The 15532-nt window shown below is 72.6% G+C and carries 16 protein-coding genes; 5 read left to right on the top strand and 11 right to left on the bottom strand.

Annotated features, from left to right (window positions below; genetic code table 11):
• Positions 1 to 32: 32 nt before the first annotated feature.
• From E1287_RS13280 to E1287_RS13250, 7 genes are all read right to left on the bottom strand, one after another.
• Positions 33 to 764, bottom strand: coding sequence for an ABC transporter ATP-binding protein (locus E1287_RS13280; protein WP_131965220.1), 732 nt, complete (start codon positions 762 to 764; stop codon positions 33 to 35).
• Positions 761 to 2593, bottom strand: a complete 1833-nt coding sequence (locus E1287_RS13275) for a branched-chain amino acid ABC transporter ATP-binding protein/permease (protein ID WP_131965219.1) — start codon at positions 2591 to 2593, stop codon at positions 761 to 763. Before E1287_RS13275 ends, E1287_RS13280 begins: the two co-directional genes overlap by 4 nt.
• Complete coding sequence (locus tag E1287_RS13270; RefSeq protein ID WP_165968982.1) at positions 2593 to 3462, bottom strand: branched-chain amino acid ABC transporter permease; 870 nt, start codon at positions 3460 to 3462, stop codon at positions 2593 to 2595. Before E1287_RS13270 ends, E1287_RS13275 begins: the two co-directional genes overlap by 1 nt.
• Positions 3459 to 4649 (bottom strand): ABC transporter substrate-binding protein, encoded by a 1191-nt coding sequence (locus tag E1287_RS13265; protein WP_131965217.1) that lies wholly within the window; start codon positions 4647 to 4649, stop codon positions 3459 to 3461. The genes E1287_RS13270 and E1287_RS13265 overlap by 4 nt, the downstream gene beginning before the upstream one ends.
• Positions 4650 to 4842: 193 nt before the next feature.
• Positions 4843 to 5661 carry an IclR family transcriptional regulator gene (locus E1287_RS13260; RefSeq protein ID WP_131965216.1) on the bottom strand — a complete coding sequence of 273 codons (819 nt, stop codon included), beginning with the start codon at positions 5659 to 5661 and terminating at the stop codon, positions 4843 to 4845.
• Positions 5662 to 5675: 14 nt separating this feature from the next.
• Complete coding sequence (locus E1287_RS13255; RefSeq protein WP_131965215.1) at positions 5676 to 6020, bottom strand: hypothetical protein; 345 nt, start codon at positions 6018 to 6020, stop codon at positions 5676 to 5678.
• 76 nt (positions 6021 to 6096) lie between these two features.
• Positions 6097 to 6708 carry a hypothetical protein gene (locus E1287_RS13250; protein ID WP_131965214.1) on the bottom strand — a complete coding sequence of 204 codons (612 nt, stop codon included), beginning with the start codon at positions 6706 to 6708 and terminating at the stop codon, positions 6097 to 6099.
• 78 nt (positions 6709 to 6786) lie between these two features.
• Between E1287_RS13250 and E1287_RS13245 the strand changes: the two genes are divergently transcribed.
• Positions 6787 to 7653 (top strand): hypothetical protein, encoded by an 867-nt coding sequence (locus E1287_RS13245; protein WP_131965213.1) that lies wholly within the window; start codon positions 6787 to 6789, stop codon positions 7651 to 7653.
• 209 nt (positions 7654 to 7862) lie between these two features.
• Here E1287_RS13245 and E1287_RS13240 read toward each other — a convergent pair whose 3' ends face one another.
• Entirely contained in the window at positions 7863 to 8834 is a 972-nt protein-coding gene (locus E1287_RS13240; protein WP_131965212.1) for a hypothetical protein, read from the bottom strand.
• Positions 8835 to 8953: 119 nt separating this feature from the next.
• Here E1287_RS13240 and E1287_RS13235 point away from each other — a divergent pair, with 119 nt between their 5' ends.
• The gene (locus E1287_RS13235; RefSeq protein ID WP_131965211.1) at positions 8954 to 9400 is read left to right on the top strand and encodes a DUF3598 domain-containing protein; all 447 of its coding nucleotides are present in this window, start codon (positions 8954 to 8956) and stop codon (positions 9398 to 9400) included.
• A gap of 9 nt (positions 9401 to 9409) precedes the next feature.
• On the opposite strand, the gene E1287_RS13230 is transcribed toward E1287_RS13235, so the two are convergent.
• Positions 9410 to 9856 carry a nuclear transport factor 2 family protein gene (locus E1287_RS13230; RefSeq protein WP_131965210.1) on the bottom strand — a complete coding sequence of 149 codons (447 nt, stop codon included), beginning with the start codon at positions 9854 to 9856 and terminating at the stop codon, positions 9410 to 9412.
• Between the two features lie 172 nt (positions 9857 to 10028).
• On the opposite strand from E1287_RS13230, the gene E1287_RS13225 reads away from it, so the two are divergent.
• Positions 10029 to 10916 (top strand): IclR family transcriptional regulator, encoded by an 888-nt coding sequence (locus E1287_RS13225; protein WP_131965209.1) that lies wholly within the window; start codon positions 10029 to 10031, stop codon positions 10914 to 10916.
• 18 nt (positions 10917 to 10934) lie between these two features.
• Here the strand turns inward: E1287_RS13225 and E1287_RS13220 are convergent, their stop codons facing one another.
• Positions 10935 to 11648, bottom strand: coding sequence for a hypothetical protein (locus tag E1287_RS13220; RefSeq protein WP_243718946.1), 714 nt, complete (start codon positions 11646 to 11648; stop codon positions 10935 to 10937).
• Between the two features lie 101 nt (positions 11649 to 11749).
• Here E1287_RS13220 and E1287_RS13215 point away from each other — a divergent pair, with 101 nt between their 5' ends.
• Positions 11750 to 13165: an aldehyde dehydrogenase family protein gene (locus tag E1287_RS13215; RefSeq protein WP_131965208.1), complete on the top strand. Its 1416-nt coding sequence runs from the start codon at positions 11750 to 11752 to the stop codon at positions 13163 to 13165.
• A gap of 10 nt (positions 13166 to 13175) precedes the next feature.
• On the opposite strand, the gene E1287_RS13210 is transcribed toward E1287_RS13215, so the two are convergent.
• Complete coding sequence (locus E1287_RS13210) at positions 13176 to 13997, bottom strand: hypothetical protein (RefSeq protein WP_131965207.1); 822 nt, start codon at positions 13995 to 13997, stop codon at positions 13176 to 13178.
• Positions 13998 to 14118: 121 nt separating this feature from the next.
• Here E1287_RS13210 and E1287_RS13205 point away from each other — a divergent pair.
• Positions 14119 to 15532, top strand: a 1414-nt coding sequence (locus tag E1287_RS13205) for an FAD-dependent oxidoreductase (protein WP_207934190.1), incomplete at its 3' end; no start/stop codon positions are given.

Genomic DNA, 15532 nt, shown 5'->3' with positions numbered 1-15532 from the left:
GCCGTTCGGCCCGGGCATTTCCCTTATGCGGTTCAGGCGGCGGATTCACCGCCGAGGTAGAGCGTCTTGACCATCGGGTCGGCCTCCACTTCGGCGGCCGTCCCGGAAAGGCCGATGCGGCCCCGCTCCAAGACGTAGGCGCGGTCGGCCAGCCGCAGCGCGATCAGCGCCAGCTGCTCCACCAGGAGCACCGAGATCCCGCGTTCGGCGTGCAGCCGCTTGATGTAGGAGAACAGCTCGGCCGCCTTGAGCGGGGCCAGGCCGAGGGACGGCTCGTCCAGGACGAGCAGCTTCGGCTCGCTCATCAGCGCCCTGGCGATCGCGAGCATCTGCGCCTCGCCGCCGGACAGCGTGCCGCCCGCCTGGTCGCGGCGTTCGGCGAGGCGCGGGAACAGCTCCAGCGCCTCGTCCATCAGCCGCTGCGTCCGGGCCCGGTCGCGGCGCCGCGAGAAGCCGCCGAGCTGGAGGTTCTCCAGCACCGTGTGGTCGGGGAAGATCCGCCGGCCCTCGGGGACGTGCCCGATGCCGAGCCCGGTGCGCCGCCATCCGGGGACGCGGGTGATGTCCGCGCCCGCGAAGGACACCGTCCCCGCGGACGGTTTGAGCAGGCCCGACAGGACCTTCAGCGTCGTGCTCTTCCCGGCGCCGTTCGGGCCGAGCAGGACGACGAACTCGCCCTCCCCGACCGTCACGGCCACGTCGTCCAGCACCCGGACGCCCCCGTACCCGGCACGGATCCCGGCCATCTCCAGCAGCGCGGTCATGTCAGGTCCTCCACCAGGTCGGGGCGGCCGAGGTAGGCGTCCAGCACGGCGGGGTCCGAGCGGACGTCCGCGGGCGGGCCGGACGCGATGACCTTGCCGCTGTCGATCACGGTGAGCTCGTCGCACACGTCCATGACGAAGTCCATGTTGTGCTCGATCAGGACGACGGCGAGGCCGTGGTCGCGGAACGCGCGGCACAGCCGGGCGAGCGCGTCGATCTCGGCGGGGACGAGCCCGGTGGCGGGCTCGTCCAGGATCAGCACGCGCGGCCCGGACGCGACCGCCCGCACCACCTCCAGCAGGCGTTTCTGCCCGTGCGACAGCGACCCGGCGGGCTGCTCGGCGCGTCCGGACAGCCCGGCGAACGCGAGCAGCGCGGCCGCCTCCGCGCGGGACGCGGCCTCGCGGCGCCGGTAGCGCGGCAGCCGCAGGACGGCCGACGGCAGCCCGTACTTCTCGCGCCCGCGCATCCCGGCGAGCACGTTGTCGAGAACGCTCTGCTGCGCGAACAGATGCGGCGCCTGGAAGACGCGGGTGACGCCCCGCTCGGCCACCGCGTGCGGGCGGCCCGGCGCGGGCTCGCCGCAGATCAGCACCTCCCCGGCGTCCGCCTGGTGGAACCGCGTGAGGCACGCGACGGTGGTGGACTTGCCGGACCCGTTCGGCCCGATGATCCCGTGCACGCTGCCCGCGGCGACGGAGACGTCGACGCCGTCGACGGCCTTGACGCCGCCGAAGTGCTTGACGAGCCCGCGCCCCTCGAGCGCCGGGACCTCCGGGTCGACGGCGCCGGGCAGCACCGACTCGGGCAGCGCGCCGGACGGCTCGCGGTCCTCGCCCTCGGGCGGGCGGCCGAACCGGGTGCTCCGCCACGTCCCGACCAGGCCCTTCGGGACGAGCATCATCGCGAGCAGCAGGGTGCAGCCGAGGAACAGCGTCGTGTACCGGGCATGGTCCTTGATCAGCTCGACGACGGCGGCGATGACCGCGACGCCGAGCACCGGCCCGGCGAGGGTGCCGATGCCGCCGAGGAACAGGCCGACGAAGAACACCAGGCCGTTGTCGAGGATGCCGACGTCGGGGTTGATGAAGCCGAGCTGCAGCGCGTACAGGCCGCCCGACAGCCCGGCGATCGCGCCGGACAGCGTGAACACGAGCACCTTGGTGCGGACCGGCCGGATGCCCATGGCCGCGGCCGTGTCCGGGCTCTCCTTGACCGCCATCATCGCGCGCCCGACGCCGCTGCGGACCACGTTGCGCTGGACGACGTACACGATCACCAGCGCGGCGAGCGTCACGTAGTAGAACTGGACCTTCGACAGCCCGCCGGGCGCGACCCCGACGATGCCGTTGACGCCGCCGGTGACCCCGTCCCACGCCTTGCCGCCCTCCACCACGATCAGGTTGGCGGCGAGCGTGATCATGCCGAAGTACAGGTAGGTGGCGCGCAGGCTGATCATCAGCACCAGGCCGGAGAAGACGGCGCCGAGCAGCATCGCGAGCGCCACCCCCGCGGGCCACGGCAGCCCCGACTCGACGGTCACGTACGCGACGGCGTACCCGCCGAGCAGCTGCATGCCGGTGTGCATCATCGACAGCAGCCCGCCGAACCCCATCGACAGGTTCAGCGAGATCGTCAGGATCGCGCTGATCGCGGCGGACGCCACGAGCCCGTTGTAGTACGAGGCGTTGTAGCTGTAGAAGTCGGTGATCGACGGCCAGGCGAGCAGGATCACGGCCGCCACGGCGGTCAGGGCCATCGGCAGCCGGCGCAGCGCCGCGTCCAGCACGGTCGTCCCGGTGGCCGCCGTCTTCGTCGGTGCGCTCATCAGTGCGCCTCCATGGGCTTGCCGAACAGGCCGGACGGGAACGCGACGAGGATCAGCGCCAGCAGCCCGAACACGACGAAGTCGCCGGTCGTGGCGCCGGCCAGGTTGCGGACGACGGCGTCCAGCAGCCCGACGACCAGCCCGCCGACGAGCGCGCCGCGCGGCGACCCGACCCCGCCGATCACCGCCGCGGTGAACCCCTTGATCGTGAACAGCAGCCCGGACGCGGGCCCGATGAACAGCAGCGGCGCGGCCAGCACGCCGGCGAACGCGCAGATCACCGCCGCGATCACGAAGCTGAGCAGGATCACCCGGCGGACCGGAACGCCCATGATCACGGCGGCGTCCGCGTCGTGCGAGGCGGCCCGGATCGCGCGGCCGTACGCGGTGCGCCGCAGGAACACGTCGTACCCGGCCATCACCGTGAGCGCGACGCCGACCGTGAGCAGCTGCTGCCAGGCGATGCGCTGCCCGAGGAAGTCCAGATGGCCCGGGGCGAGGGCGCGCGGGCGGAGCGCGTCCACGTCGAAGTAGCGCAGCGTGAACAGCGCCTGGAAGATCATCGCCGCGGCGAGGGTGGCGATGATCCACGCGTACCGGGAGCCGGACAGCCGCACCGGCATCATGATCATCCGCTCGCTCAGCAGCCCCATCCCCGCGCCGAGCAGGAGCGTGACCAGCAGCGCGGCCGGCCACCCCCACTGCCACAGCGCCACCACCTGGTAGCTGATGGCCGCGCCGAGCACGAGCGGCTCGCCCTGCGCGAAGTTCATCACCCGGGTCGGCTGGAAGACGATCGCCAGGGCCAGCGCGACCAGCGCGTACACCGACCCGGCGAACAGCCCGTCGATCCAGACCTGTGCGCTCACGACGAGCTGATCTCCTCCGTGTACCAGCCCTTGCCGTCCTTGTTCCACTGGTAGAGGTGCACCTGGCTGTAGAACTCGTGCTTGTCGCCGGGCTTGATCGCGTTGCCGGACGGGCTCTGCTGCGCGGGGACGTCGAGCTTCTCGATCGCGTCCGCGAGCTTGGCCGCCTCCGTGCTCTTGGCCGACTTCACGGCCTGTTCGAACGCGAACAGGCAGTCGGCGGCGATGGCGGCGCCCTTCGGCGACGTCGCGCCGCTCTTCGGCCCGACGTTCTTGCCGTACTTCGCCTCGATCGCCTCGATGTGCTTCCGGTAGCCCGGCATCCATTCCGCGCGGGGCTTGCGCGTCGGGTACTCGTAGAGCGCGGCGGGGAACACCGCGCCCTTCGCGGCGTCGCCCGCGGCCTCGATGAAGGAGATGTTCTGCATGCCCGAGCCGGCGCCGACGAGCTTGCCCTTGTAGCCGGACTGCGCCGCGGCGGCCATCGTCTTCGCGCCGCCGACGCTGCTGGACACCATGATCGCCCCGGCGTCCGTGAACTTGTCGACGTAGGCGCGGTGGGACTGGTCGTCGGCCCGGCTCTTCTCCCAGCCGAGGTACTCGATGCCCGCCTGGGGGAGCAGGGTCTTCAGCAGCGCGTCGGTGTTCTTGCCGGTGTCGTCGCCCTCGTAGACGAGGCCGAGCGACTTCGCGCCCTCCTGCTTCAGCCAGTTCACGACGACCTGGGCGTCGAGGGCGAAGGGGTCCTGCGAGCGGAAGCCGTACTTGAGGCCGGAGAAGTCGCCGGTGGAGACGGCCGGCTGGCAGTTGAGCTTCGCGTTCTTCTCGTAGGTCCCCTTGGCGGCGTCGTAGAACGCGGTCAGCGACGGGCCGACCACCAGCTTCACCGCGTCGTTCCCGGCCAGCTCGTTGGCCGCCTGGACGGCCTTGCCCGGGTCGAGGGCCGAGTCGCGGACGACGAGCTTCAGCTTGGAGCCGTCCAGCCCGCCCGCGGCGTTGATCCGCTCGATCTCCACGTTCAGCGAGTTCTGCTGCGAGATGCCCAGCACGGCGAAGGGCCCGCTCATCGGGGCGATCAATCCGATCTGCAGCTCCGGCTTGTCACCCGCGGCCTTTCCCGAGCATCCGGCCGCGGTCACGGCCAGCGCCGCGAGCCCCGCGGCGACCGTGACGACTGATCTGCGCATCTGCACCTCCGCCAGGACGTTCCTGTTATCGGAACGCGGTTCCGTAGAGATGGACGCTATAGAGCGCTCTCAACGGGTGTCAATAGGTCTGACTTTTTCGCTCCATGACGTTTCTGTTACATGGTGAGCTGCGATAACGAGCGTGGCGGCGCGCCCGCCGGAGCGGGCGCGAACCGTTGCGGCACGGGGCCTGTCAGCTCGGATCGGTAACGTGGCCCATGAGAGCGGAAAGCCGCCCCGTCACGGCGAGCAGCGCCTCGGCGCACGCCTCCGCCTCGCCGCGGAACCGCTCCACCGGCCCGCACACGCTCACCACCGCCGCCGGGACGCCGTGGTGGTCGAACACCGGCGCGGCGACCGACGCCGCGCCGGACTGCCGCTCGGCGAACGAGCGGGCGTACCCGCGCCGCCGGATCGCGGCCAGCTCGGCCCTCAGCGCGTCCCGGTCGACGACCGTCCGGTCGGTGAGCCGGCTGAGCCGGCCGGCCGCGAGGCACTCGTCGATCTCCGGCCCCGGCAGGAACGCCAGGAACGCCTTCGAGGACGCGCCCGCGTGCAGCGGGAACGGCACGCCGAGCGACACGGACATGATCACCTCCCGGTCCGGCGTGACCTGGTCGACGTACACGCGCTGCGCCCCGGCCCGGACGGACAGCGTCGCCGTCTCCCGGGTCTGGCCGGAGAGCGCGACGAGATCCGGAGCGGCGAGGCGGCGCACGTCGATGTGGTCCAGGTAGGCCAGGCCGAGCCGCATCGCGGTCAGCCCGAGCGCGTACCTGCGGGTCTCCTCGTCCAGCCGGAGGAGCCCGCGGCTGCGCAGCGACGTGAGGATCCGGTGCACGGCGGGCTTGGAGAGCCCGAGCGCGTCGGCGATCTCGGTGACGCCGAGTGTCCGGGAGCCGGCCTCGGCGAACAGCACCAGCACGTCCGCCGCCCGCTCCACCGTCGAGGCCGACTGCCCGCTCCGCTCACCGCCGCGGGCCTGCTCGGTGGCGCGGGTCTGCCGGGGCATCGCGGGGTCCCGGCTCAGTCGCGGCGCAGGCCGACGGGCACCGGCGGGTCGGTGACGATCCGCGTGTCGAGGAACTCCCACCAGTCGTCCTGCGTGACGCGCTCGCCCTCCCACTCGGCGTCGGACTTCAGCCCGCCGAGCGCGGCGCGGTACTCGCCCCACGCGGCCTCGTCCTCGAACGCCGCCCAGTTCTCGATCGTGTACACGTCGCCGATCACGCTGTAGTACCAGCGGACCTCCTTGACCATCGGGAGATCGCGGTAGAACCAGCGCTCGCGGTCCTCCAGCCACGCCCAGAACTCCTTCTGGTTGCGGCGGGACCGCTCGCTGAGCTTCATCCGGTAGACGAGGTAGATCATGCAGAGTCCTCCAGTGTTCCGCTGCGCGCAACGACGTCACGGCGGGTCGTGGAGGCCATTTTGTAACAGCTTTCCGCTAATTGGAATACCTGAGGTGGACGAAGGCGCGGCCCGTCCGTCCGGGCGGGACCGGGTCGCCCGGCCCGAGCGCCGTCCAGCGCGGCCCGTGCGGCGCGGCGAGCCAGAGAACACGGGCGGCGGACCCGAACGAGGCCGGAACCCGCTCATACCCTCGGGTCTCCTCGGACCGCCCCGAGCGGAGCGGCAGACCGCCGTCCGGGATCGGGACCGTGAGCAGCGGCGTCCGCACGGCGCCCGGAGCGCCGCCCGCGCCGTCGAACCAGTCCGGGACTCCGGAGAACCAGGCCAGCGCCGTCACCCCGGTCGACGTGCGCGAATCGGTCCGGGTGCCGCGCGCCGGGATCCAGCCCCGGTCGCCCGGCCCGTATCCGACACCGGAGACTTCGAGTTCGCCGTCCAGGACGACGAACTCCTCGTCGCAGCCGTAGTACCCGGCCCCCGGACGCGTCCACCCGGCAGGGAACCGCACCAGCGAGGTGGACGACCCGTCCCCTCGGTCCACTTCCAGCCTGACCAGCGCCACCGGAGGCGCGGACCCCGGGATCGTGAACGTCCGCCACGGCGACCCGCCGCCGAGCGGTTGCACGTCATCGAGGTAAAGCATCATGCCCTGTTCCTCAGCTCGGAACATCGTTTCGGCTAGTATGCCAGCGCCGAATCCGGTCGTCGATCCTGGAGAGCGCCCATGCTCAGCAGCCCCCGGTACGCGGTACTCGGATGCCACGACCTCCCCGCCGGCGCGCGGTTCCTGTCCGTCCTCGGCTTCGCCGAACGCCGCCGCGGCACGCTGGATCCCGCAGCCGCCGGAGCCCTCTACGGCCTGCCCGGCCCGGCCGAGGAGGTCCTCTATCTCCCGGAGGGCGCCGACACCGGCGGCCTGCTCCTGGTCGCCGCGCCCGTAGGCTCCCCGGCCGTCGCCGCCGGTGGCTACGCCGTCGACGTCTACACCCGCGACATCGAGGCGAGCGTCGCCGCACTGGTCGCCGCGGGCGGCGTCCCGTCCCCGGTCGCCCGCTGGGAGCTCGGCGGCCGCCACTTCGCCGAATGCGGGGTCGTCGGGCCCGGCGGTTTCAGGGTCGTCCTGGTCGAGGGCGACTCCCGCCGCGCCAGCCTCCTGGACGACGACGAGACCCGGCGCCACTCCGAGCTCCAGGCGGCCGTCCACCTCACCCGCGGCTGCGACCACGCCTTCTGGACGAGGCTCGGCCTCGAACCGCTCTACTCGCAGCGCCTGGTCAACCCGGCGGTGGCCGCGCTGATCGGCATCGACGACCCGGACGCCGAGATCGTCCTGGACCTCTTCTGGGACGGCCGCGGCGCCCGCGTCGAGCTGATCAGCTTCCCCGGCCTCGACCTCCCGGAGGGCGACGCGTCGTTCACGTCCGGCATGCACGCGGGCGTCTTCCCCGTCCAAGACCTGGACGCCGCCCACACCCTCCTCACCGCCGCCGGCGCCCACACCGGCGAAGTCATCGAAAACGCCCTACGCGGCGGCCACGCCTTCACCGCCACCACCCCGGACGGCGCCCACCTAGAACTCTGGACCACCTGACCCACCCGGCCGCGGCACGCCGCCGCTCCACCCGGCCCCCCGGGTCCGTGCGGCAGCTGGTCTGTGTGGGCCCGGTCTGTGTGGGCCCGGTTCGTGCGGTGGCCCGTCCGCGTGGTGGGCGGTTCGCGCGGTTGCCGGGTTTGTTCGACGGCGGGACTGTGTCACGGCGGGGCCGTGCGGTTGCGTGGGCGGTGAGGCGAGGCAACGGGTCAGGAGGACGGCTCGTAGAGGGTGACCGGAATGCCGTTGGGTGTGGTCACGGATGTGGCTGTGGCCTTGCCGTGGAAGGGGTCGTCGGTCTCGATCGGTGTGGCGGTGACCTGGCCGTCGGTCCGGCGGACGGCTTCCAGGACCGCGTCTAGGTCGCGGGTGCGGACCGTCCAGCCGCTGTGTCCGAGCGATCGGCCGGGACGCTGGACGGGGCGCCGGTCCACCCGGTGCTCGCCCTCCGCCGACGTGACCTCGATCCGCGCCGTGCGCTCCCCGGCGAGGAACGCCAGCCGCATCCGGGTGCCCGGCGGGAGATCGGCGACGGCGTCGAAGCCCGGCGAGGAGAACACGACGTCGTACCAGAGGGACATGCCGAGGCCGTCCGGCCCCCAGAACGCGATCTCGGCGTCCGCGTCGGGGACGTGGCAGACCACCGAGGTCAGCTCGGTGTAGAGGCGCTCGGGGTCGGCGTCCCAGGCGGCGGTGCCGCGCGCGGCGGCGGGCTGGACGAACACGACGGCCGTCCCGTCGGGTGCCGGGCACACGCCCTGGGTGACCGTCACCTCCTGGTCGCCGACGGCCACGGCGTAGGTGGCGGGCGGCGACGACCAGCCGATGCCCGCCTCGGCGAATTGCGCGTGCGCGGTCTCGATGTCCTTGGCGTACATGTCGATGCCGATCAGGCCGACGTCGAGGTTGTGCGGGCGGACGGCCGGGGCGAGCGGTTCCGGTACCCGCACGAGGTGGATCTGCCCGGTGTCGGCGCCGGCCGCGCTCAGGGCGATCGCCTCGACGCCTGACGGGCCGGTGCCCCAGAGCGCGCCGGCCACCGGGCCCGGGACCTCGCCTTCGGCGGCCACCTCGTAGCCGAGCCTGCCGCAGAAGAAGTCCAGGTGGGGGCCGAAGTCGGTGACGCCGACGAGGGCGGCGGTGATGCCGTCCACCAGCGGGTCCGTGGAGCGGTCGTGCATGGCGGTATCCTCAATGTTCCGTTATGTGGAATCATGTTTCGATTTGTACGGCGGTGACGCTAGGCTCGGCGTAGCCGGGCTGTCAACGTCCGGCCGATCCCGTGGACAGGAGGAGGCCCATGCGCGCCGGAGTTCCGGGCATGCCGATCAGCAGCAGGCACCTCGGGGAGTGGCGGGGCGAGTACGTCCACCTCGACGCCGCGGGGACGGTCGTCGACCGGCACGCCTCGCACCTGCGCTGCTGGGTGCCGGAGGACGGCTCGTACGACATCTTCCAGGTCAACACCTACACCTGGGCGGACGGCCGGGTGCAGGAGCTGGAGTTCGGCGGCCGCATGCGCGGCGACGTCTGCCACTTCGACAACGACCGGATCGTCGGGGAGATGAGCCAGGTGGACGGGCAGGCGATCGTCCTCACCTGGTCGTACAAGAGCGACCCCGGCAACTACCTCTACGAGCTGATCCAGCTGTCGCGCGACGGGCTGCACAAGTGCCGCACCTGGCACTGGATGGACGGCGACCGCCTCGTGCGGCGCACGATCATCAACGAGTCCAAGGTCGGCTGAGCGGCCGGGTCAGGCGCCCGTGCCGAGCGGGCGGGCGCCGTCCGGCCACCAGTCGCCCGCGCCGTACGGGTCGGCGAGCGGCTGCGAGCCGTGCTCGTGGACGACCCGCCACCGGTCCCGCTCCCGGCGCAGCAGCCAGGTCATCCGCATCCGCAGCCGGCCCTCGCGGCCGTCGCCGTGGACGTCGTAGTCGACGACCCCGGTCACCTGGCCGAGGGTGTCGCTCTCGAAGAGGTGCGGGCCCTCGGCCCACCGGAAGGCGTCGATCCCGACGGGCGCCTCGAAGTACGCGCGCCAGCCCCGCTCGATGCGGTCGCCGCCGCGCGTCGTCCAGCGCGGGCCCTCGGGGAAGACGTAGGCGTCGGGTTCGCTGGAGAACGCGTCCAGGACGGCGTCGAGATCGCGGTCGATGACGGCCTGGATCATGTCCTCGACGGCGGCGAGCGGAGTCTTCATCGCTGTTCCTCCCGGATCGGGCGGCGTGATCGTGGATGATGCGGCGAGTGGGCTAGGGTTTCCGAAGCGCTCGGGACCGTCCTGGGAGACGGAACGGTTTTACACTGATCGAAACGGATATCGTCCCGGCGTCCGCCGTGCGCGGCGGCCGGGATCGGGAAGGACCACGTCCATGAGCAGCAGCGCTCAGCCGAGCGAGCGTTCCCCGCGCGGGCCGGAGGCCGCGGACGCCGGGCAGGGCACCGACGCCGGGCAGGGCACGGAGACCGCGCCGGGCTCGCGCCAGACCGCCGGGTCCGGGCAGACGATCGCCACGGTGGAACGGGCGGCCGACGTCCTGATGTTCTTCGCCGAGCAGCGGTCGGCGACGCTCGGCGTCACCGAGGTGGCGAACGCGCTGGGCATGTCGAAGGCGGCCGTGCACCGCATCCTCTCGTCGCTGCGCCTGCGCGGGCTGATCGAGCTGGACGAGGCGACCCGCCGCTACTCGCTCGGCATCGGCGCGATGAAGCTCGGCATGGCGTATCTGGAGCGGATCGACGTCCGGACGGTCGCCCGTCCCGAGCTCGTCGCGCTGTCCGAGCGGACGTCGGAGACCGCGACGCTGTCGGTCAGGTCCGGCTGGACGCGCTCCTACATCGACCAGGTCACCCCGCGCCGCGAGCTGATCATGTCGGTGACGCTCGGCCGGCCGTACCCGCTGCACGCGGGCGCGTCGTCCAAGGCGTTCCTGGCCTTCCTGTCCGACGACGAGATCGCGCACTACCTGGCGCAGCCCGCGCTGGAGCAGCTCACGCCGGCGACGATCGCGAACGCGTCGCGGCTGCGGCGCGAGATCGCCGACATCCGGGCCCGCGGCTACGCCCGCTCGACCGCCGAGCGGCAGGCGGGCGCGGCGTCGGTGGCCGCGCCGATCCTCGACCAGCACGACCGGCCGATCGCGGTCATCAGCGTCAGCGGGCCGGTCGAGCGGTTCAGCGAGGAGGCCGAGGCCTGCGCCGCCGCGCTGCTGCAGACCGTGCGGCGGCTGTCGGAGCGGTTCGGCCACCGCGCCGCCTGACGCCTTCTCCGCGCGCATTCAGTACGCCGTCGTCCCGGGCTTGACGACGCCGAGCAGCGCCGCGACGACCACGAGCGTCCAGATCGCGAGGACGTACGGGATGCTGCCCTGGACGGCGCCGCGGATGTCGCGCTCCACCGCCGGGTCGCTGCCCTTGCTCACCAGCGTCGCCCACGCCGCGCCGAACGGCCGGAGCTTCACCCGGATCATCAGGCCGCCCGCGATGCAGAGCGCGTACGCGACGACCTTGCCCGCGAGCCACTTCGGGTTGGACGTCACGCCGAACGGCTCGTCCGCCGCGAACGTGTAGGCGGCGGCGCCGAGGAGGGCGGCGACGAGGCCGATGCGGACGGCGAGGTCCGTCCGGTGGACGAGGACGCCGAACCGTCCGGGACGCCGCCGGTAGTCGGCGATCACGAGCCAGAGCCAGCCCAGCGCGAGGGTCCAGACGGCGGCGAGCCGCCAGCCGCCGAAGACGTCGCGGCCGAGGTCGTCCGCCGCCATCAGCGTGATGCCGCTCGGCAGGAACAGCACCAGGCAGATCCGCGGCGACATGTCGACCACGTGCATGATCTTGACGGCGATCCCGCGGGCCTCGGCGGACAGCTCCGGCTTCAGGATGAACCGGCTGGAGTAGAAGACGCCGAGGTCCCCGCCCAGCCAGTAGGCGAACAGGACGATGTGCAGCAGGATCGCCCAGCTGTGCAGCGTCCAACCGTGCGTGCCGATCACGAAGCCCTCCGTCGGGAAACGTCAGACTGTTATTCGTACCATCATTCCGAGTGAGACGGAACAGCGTTACTGTCGGCGGAACAGGTTCTCGGGAGGCTTCGATGGGACGACAGCTCGGCGTGCGCGACCCCCGCACGGGACGCGTGGATCACACCCTCATTTGCGCGGGCGCCGACGACGTCCGCGCGGCGGCGGCCCGCGCCCGCGCCGCGCAGCCCGCCTGGCATGCCCGCGGGCCGCGGGGACGGGCCGACGCCCTGCGCGCCCTCCGCGACGCCATCGCCGAAGGAGCGGACGCGATGGTCGCGGCGCTGGTCGACGACACCGGGCGGCTGCCGGTCTCCCGGCTGGAGGTCGACGGCGTCGTCGCGTCCCTCGGCCGCTGGTGCGACCGCGCCCCGGAACTGCTCGCCGCGGACGACGCCGTCCCGACCTCGATGCCGGGCATCGCGCTGCGCCAGGACCCGCTGCCGTATCCGCTGGTCGGCGCGATCAGCCCGTGGAACTTCCCGCTGCTCCTCGCGATGATCGACGCCGTCCCCGCGCTGCTCGCCGGGTCCGCCGTGCTGCTCAAGCCGAGCGAGATCACGCCGCGGTTCGCCGGCGTCCTGCGCGACCGCGTCGCGGCCGTCCCCGAGCTGGACGGCGTCTTCACCGTCATCGACGGCGACGGCGCGACGGGCACGGCGGTCGTTGACACCGTCGACCTGGTCTGCTTCACCGGCAGCGTCCGCACCGGCCGGGCGGTCGGCGCCGCCGCGGCGGCCCGGTTCATCCCCGCGTTCCTGGAACTCGGCGGCAAGGACCCCGCGATCGTCCGCGCGGACGCCGATCTCGACCGCGCCGCGCAGGCGGTCCTCTACGGCGGGACGGTCAACACCGGCCACTCCTGCATGTCGATCGAACGCGTCTACGTCGCCGAGCCGGTGCACGACGAGTTCGTCGAGCTGCTCGTCGCGCGCGCCCGCAAGGTCGGCCTCGCCTACCCGGACGTGACGGACGGCGAGCTCGGCCCCATCATCTCCGCCGCGCAGATCGCGATCATCGAGGACCATCTCGCGGACGCCGTCGCCCGCGGCGCGGCGGTCCGCTGCGGCGGCGAGATCCGCGAGCTCGGCGGCGGCGCCTACCTGGAGCCGACCGTCCTCACCGGGGTCGACCACGGGATGAAGGTCATGCGGGAGGAGACGTTCGGCCCGGTGCTGCCCGTCATGCCGTTCGCGGACGACGACGAGGCGGTGGCGCTGGCCAACGACAGCGAGTTCGGGCTGTCGGCGGCCGTGTTCGCGTCCACCACGGAGGCGGCGCTGGCGGTCGGCCGGCGGCTGGAGGCGGGCGGGATCAGCGTCAACGACGCCTCCCTCACCGGCTTCGTCCAGGACGGGGAGAAGAACGCCTTCAAGTCGTCCGGGCTCGGCGGGTCGCGGATGGGCGCGGCCTCCATCCGGCGCTTCCAGCGGCAGCGCTCCTTCCTCATCCGCTCGCCGGAGGACAGGGCGCCCTGGTGGTTCGCGTGACCGGGACGGCTCAGCCGCGCAGTTCGATCTCGATCCCGGCCGGGCCGCGCAGCGCGTTCGCGCCGAGAGGTACGGCACCGGCCTTGAGCAGGGCGTTCCGGGTCTCGTCCGGGGTGTCGGACGCGAACACCAGGCGGCGCAGCCCGAGCGGGCCGCCGGTGCGGTCCGCGGCGTCCACCCCGGCGAACGACATGATCTCCAGCCGGGCTGGCGGGTGGCCGGACGAGACGAGGAACGTCAGCCGGAGGGACGCGTCCGCGGGCATGCCCGTCATCCGGTCGAACGGCTCGCCCGACATCTCGCCCTCGAAGAGGATCTCCAGGCCGCCCGCCCCGGCGAAGAACGCGACGGCGGCGTCGTGATCGTCCGGGACGATCACCGCGGTGTGCAGTTCGCCGTGCAGCCGTCCGGGGTCGGCCTCCAGGGCGGGGCTCGGCCGGTGCCCGGTGGCGGCGCGCGGGATCGTCCACCAGACGCCGTCCGCGCCGAGCGCGACGAACTCGCTGAGCGTCGCCGCGCCGTACGGGTAGGTCACGCGCGGACGGGACCGGCCCCCGGCGGCGTCGATCGCGGTGGCCGTCCGCTCCAGGTCGCGGGAGTAGATGCCGAGCAGCCGCGGCCCGACGTCCCAGAGCCTGGGGGAGGGCGTCTCAGGCGCCCCCGGCACGGCGGCCAGGCGGAGCAGGCCGGTGTCGCCTCCCGGACCTCCGAGGAGCGCGCCGCCCGCGTCGCGGGCGAGCACGTCCAGGTCGAACGCCCGCGTGTGGAAGGCGATGGACGCGTCGAGATCGCGCGTCCCCACCACGGCCTCGACGACGGCTCCGAGCGGCATGTCACCACCTCCAGCGGGACGGCATTCCAGTAAGTGAGACGGCCCTTGTGTCTGACCTTTAAAGCCACGCAACATATCAGCATTAATGAAACATCGTTCCCATGATCGGAACGGAGGGATCGTGACGACGGCCCAGCGGTACGACCTCGTCATCGTCGGAGCGGGCACCGGGGGCATCCCGTGCGCCGCCGAGGCGGCGGGACGCGGCGCCCGCGTGCTGCTGGTCGAGAAGGACTCCCGGATCGGCGGCACCCTGCACACCACCGGCGGGCACCTGTCCGCCGCGGGGACCCGGCGCCAGCGCGAGCGCGGCATCGACGACACCGTCGAGGCGCATCTCGCCGACATCGAGCGGATCAGCGGCGGCACCGCCCGCGCCGACCTCGTGGAGCTCGCCGCCCGCAACGCGCCCGAGACCATCGACTGGCTGGACGACCTCGGCTTCGAGTTCGCGCCCGAGACGCCGCGCCTCGTCTACGGCCACGAGCCGTACGGCGTGCCCCGCACCTACTACGGCAAGGACGCCGGGCTGTCCATCCTCGCCGTCCTGAAAAGGCTGCTGGACGAGCAGATCGCCGCCGGACGCGTCGACCTGTGGCTCGGCAGCACCGCCGTCGGCCTCATCGAGCACGCCGGCGCCGCGCCGCGCGTCACGGTCCTGCGCGGCGGTGTGGACGAGATCGAGGTGACGGCTCCCGCGATCGTCCTCGCCACGGGCGGGTTCGCGTCCGACGACGTCCTGTTCCAGGAGATCGAGGGCGTTCCGCTGGTCAGCGCCGCGCATCCGACGTCCACCGGCGACGGCCTGGTCATCGCCCGCGACGCGGGCGCCGCGATCGCCGGGCGCGGGCAGTACCTGCCGACCTTCGGCGGGCTCCCGCACCCGACCACGCCGGGCAGGGCGTACTTCGGCGAGCGCCCGCTGCTGGTCGCCACCGAGCGCCTCCCCTGGGAGATCTACGTCGACCGCGCCGGACGCCGGTTCGTCGCCGAGGACGAGCCCAGCATCGACCGCAAGGAACGCGCGCTGGCCTCGTCCACCGACGGCACCTTCTGGACGGTCTTCGACGACACTGCACGGCTCAACTCCGTCCCGATGGTCATCGGCTGGAGCCCGGACGACGTGCTGGCGAAGGCGGGCGTGCGCGCGGGCGTCCACAAGGCGGACACCATCGCTGGCCTGGCCGCGCTCACGGGCATAGACCCATCCGGCTTGGAAGACACTGTCGACCGCTACAACAAGGCGGTCGCGTCAGGCCACGACGCCGATTTCGGCCGCGGTCACCTGCCCGCCCCCATCGCGGAGCCTCCGTTCTTCGCGATGGAGAACCATGCGATCACCCTCGTCACGTTCGCGGGCGTGGACGTCGACGAGCACCTGCGCGTCCGCCGCACGGACGGCACCCCGATGGAGGGCGTCTACGCGCTGGGCGAGCTGATCGGCGCCGCCGCCACCTGCGGCAACAGCTTCTGCGGCGGCATGCTGGTGACCCCGGCCTTGACCTTCGCCCGCCTCCTGGCCCGCCGCCTGACCC

It is taken from the genome of Actinomadura sp. KC06 (assembly GCF_004348735.1).
Classification (GTDB): Bacteria; Actinomycetota; Actinomycetes; order Streptosporangiales; family Streptosporangiaceae; genus Spirillospora.
This window is presented reverse-complemented; position numbering and strand designations above follow the sequence as displayed.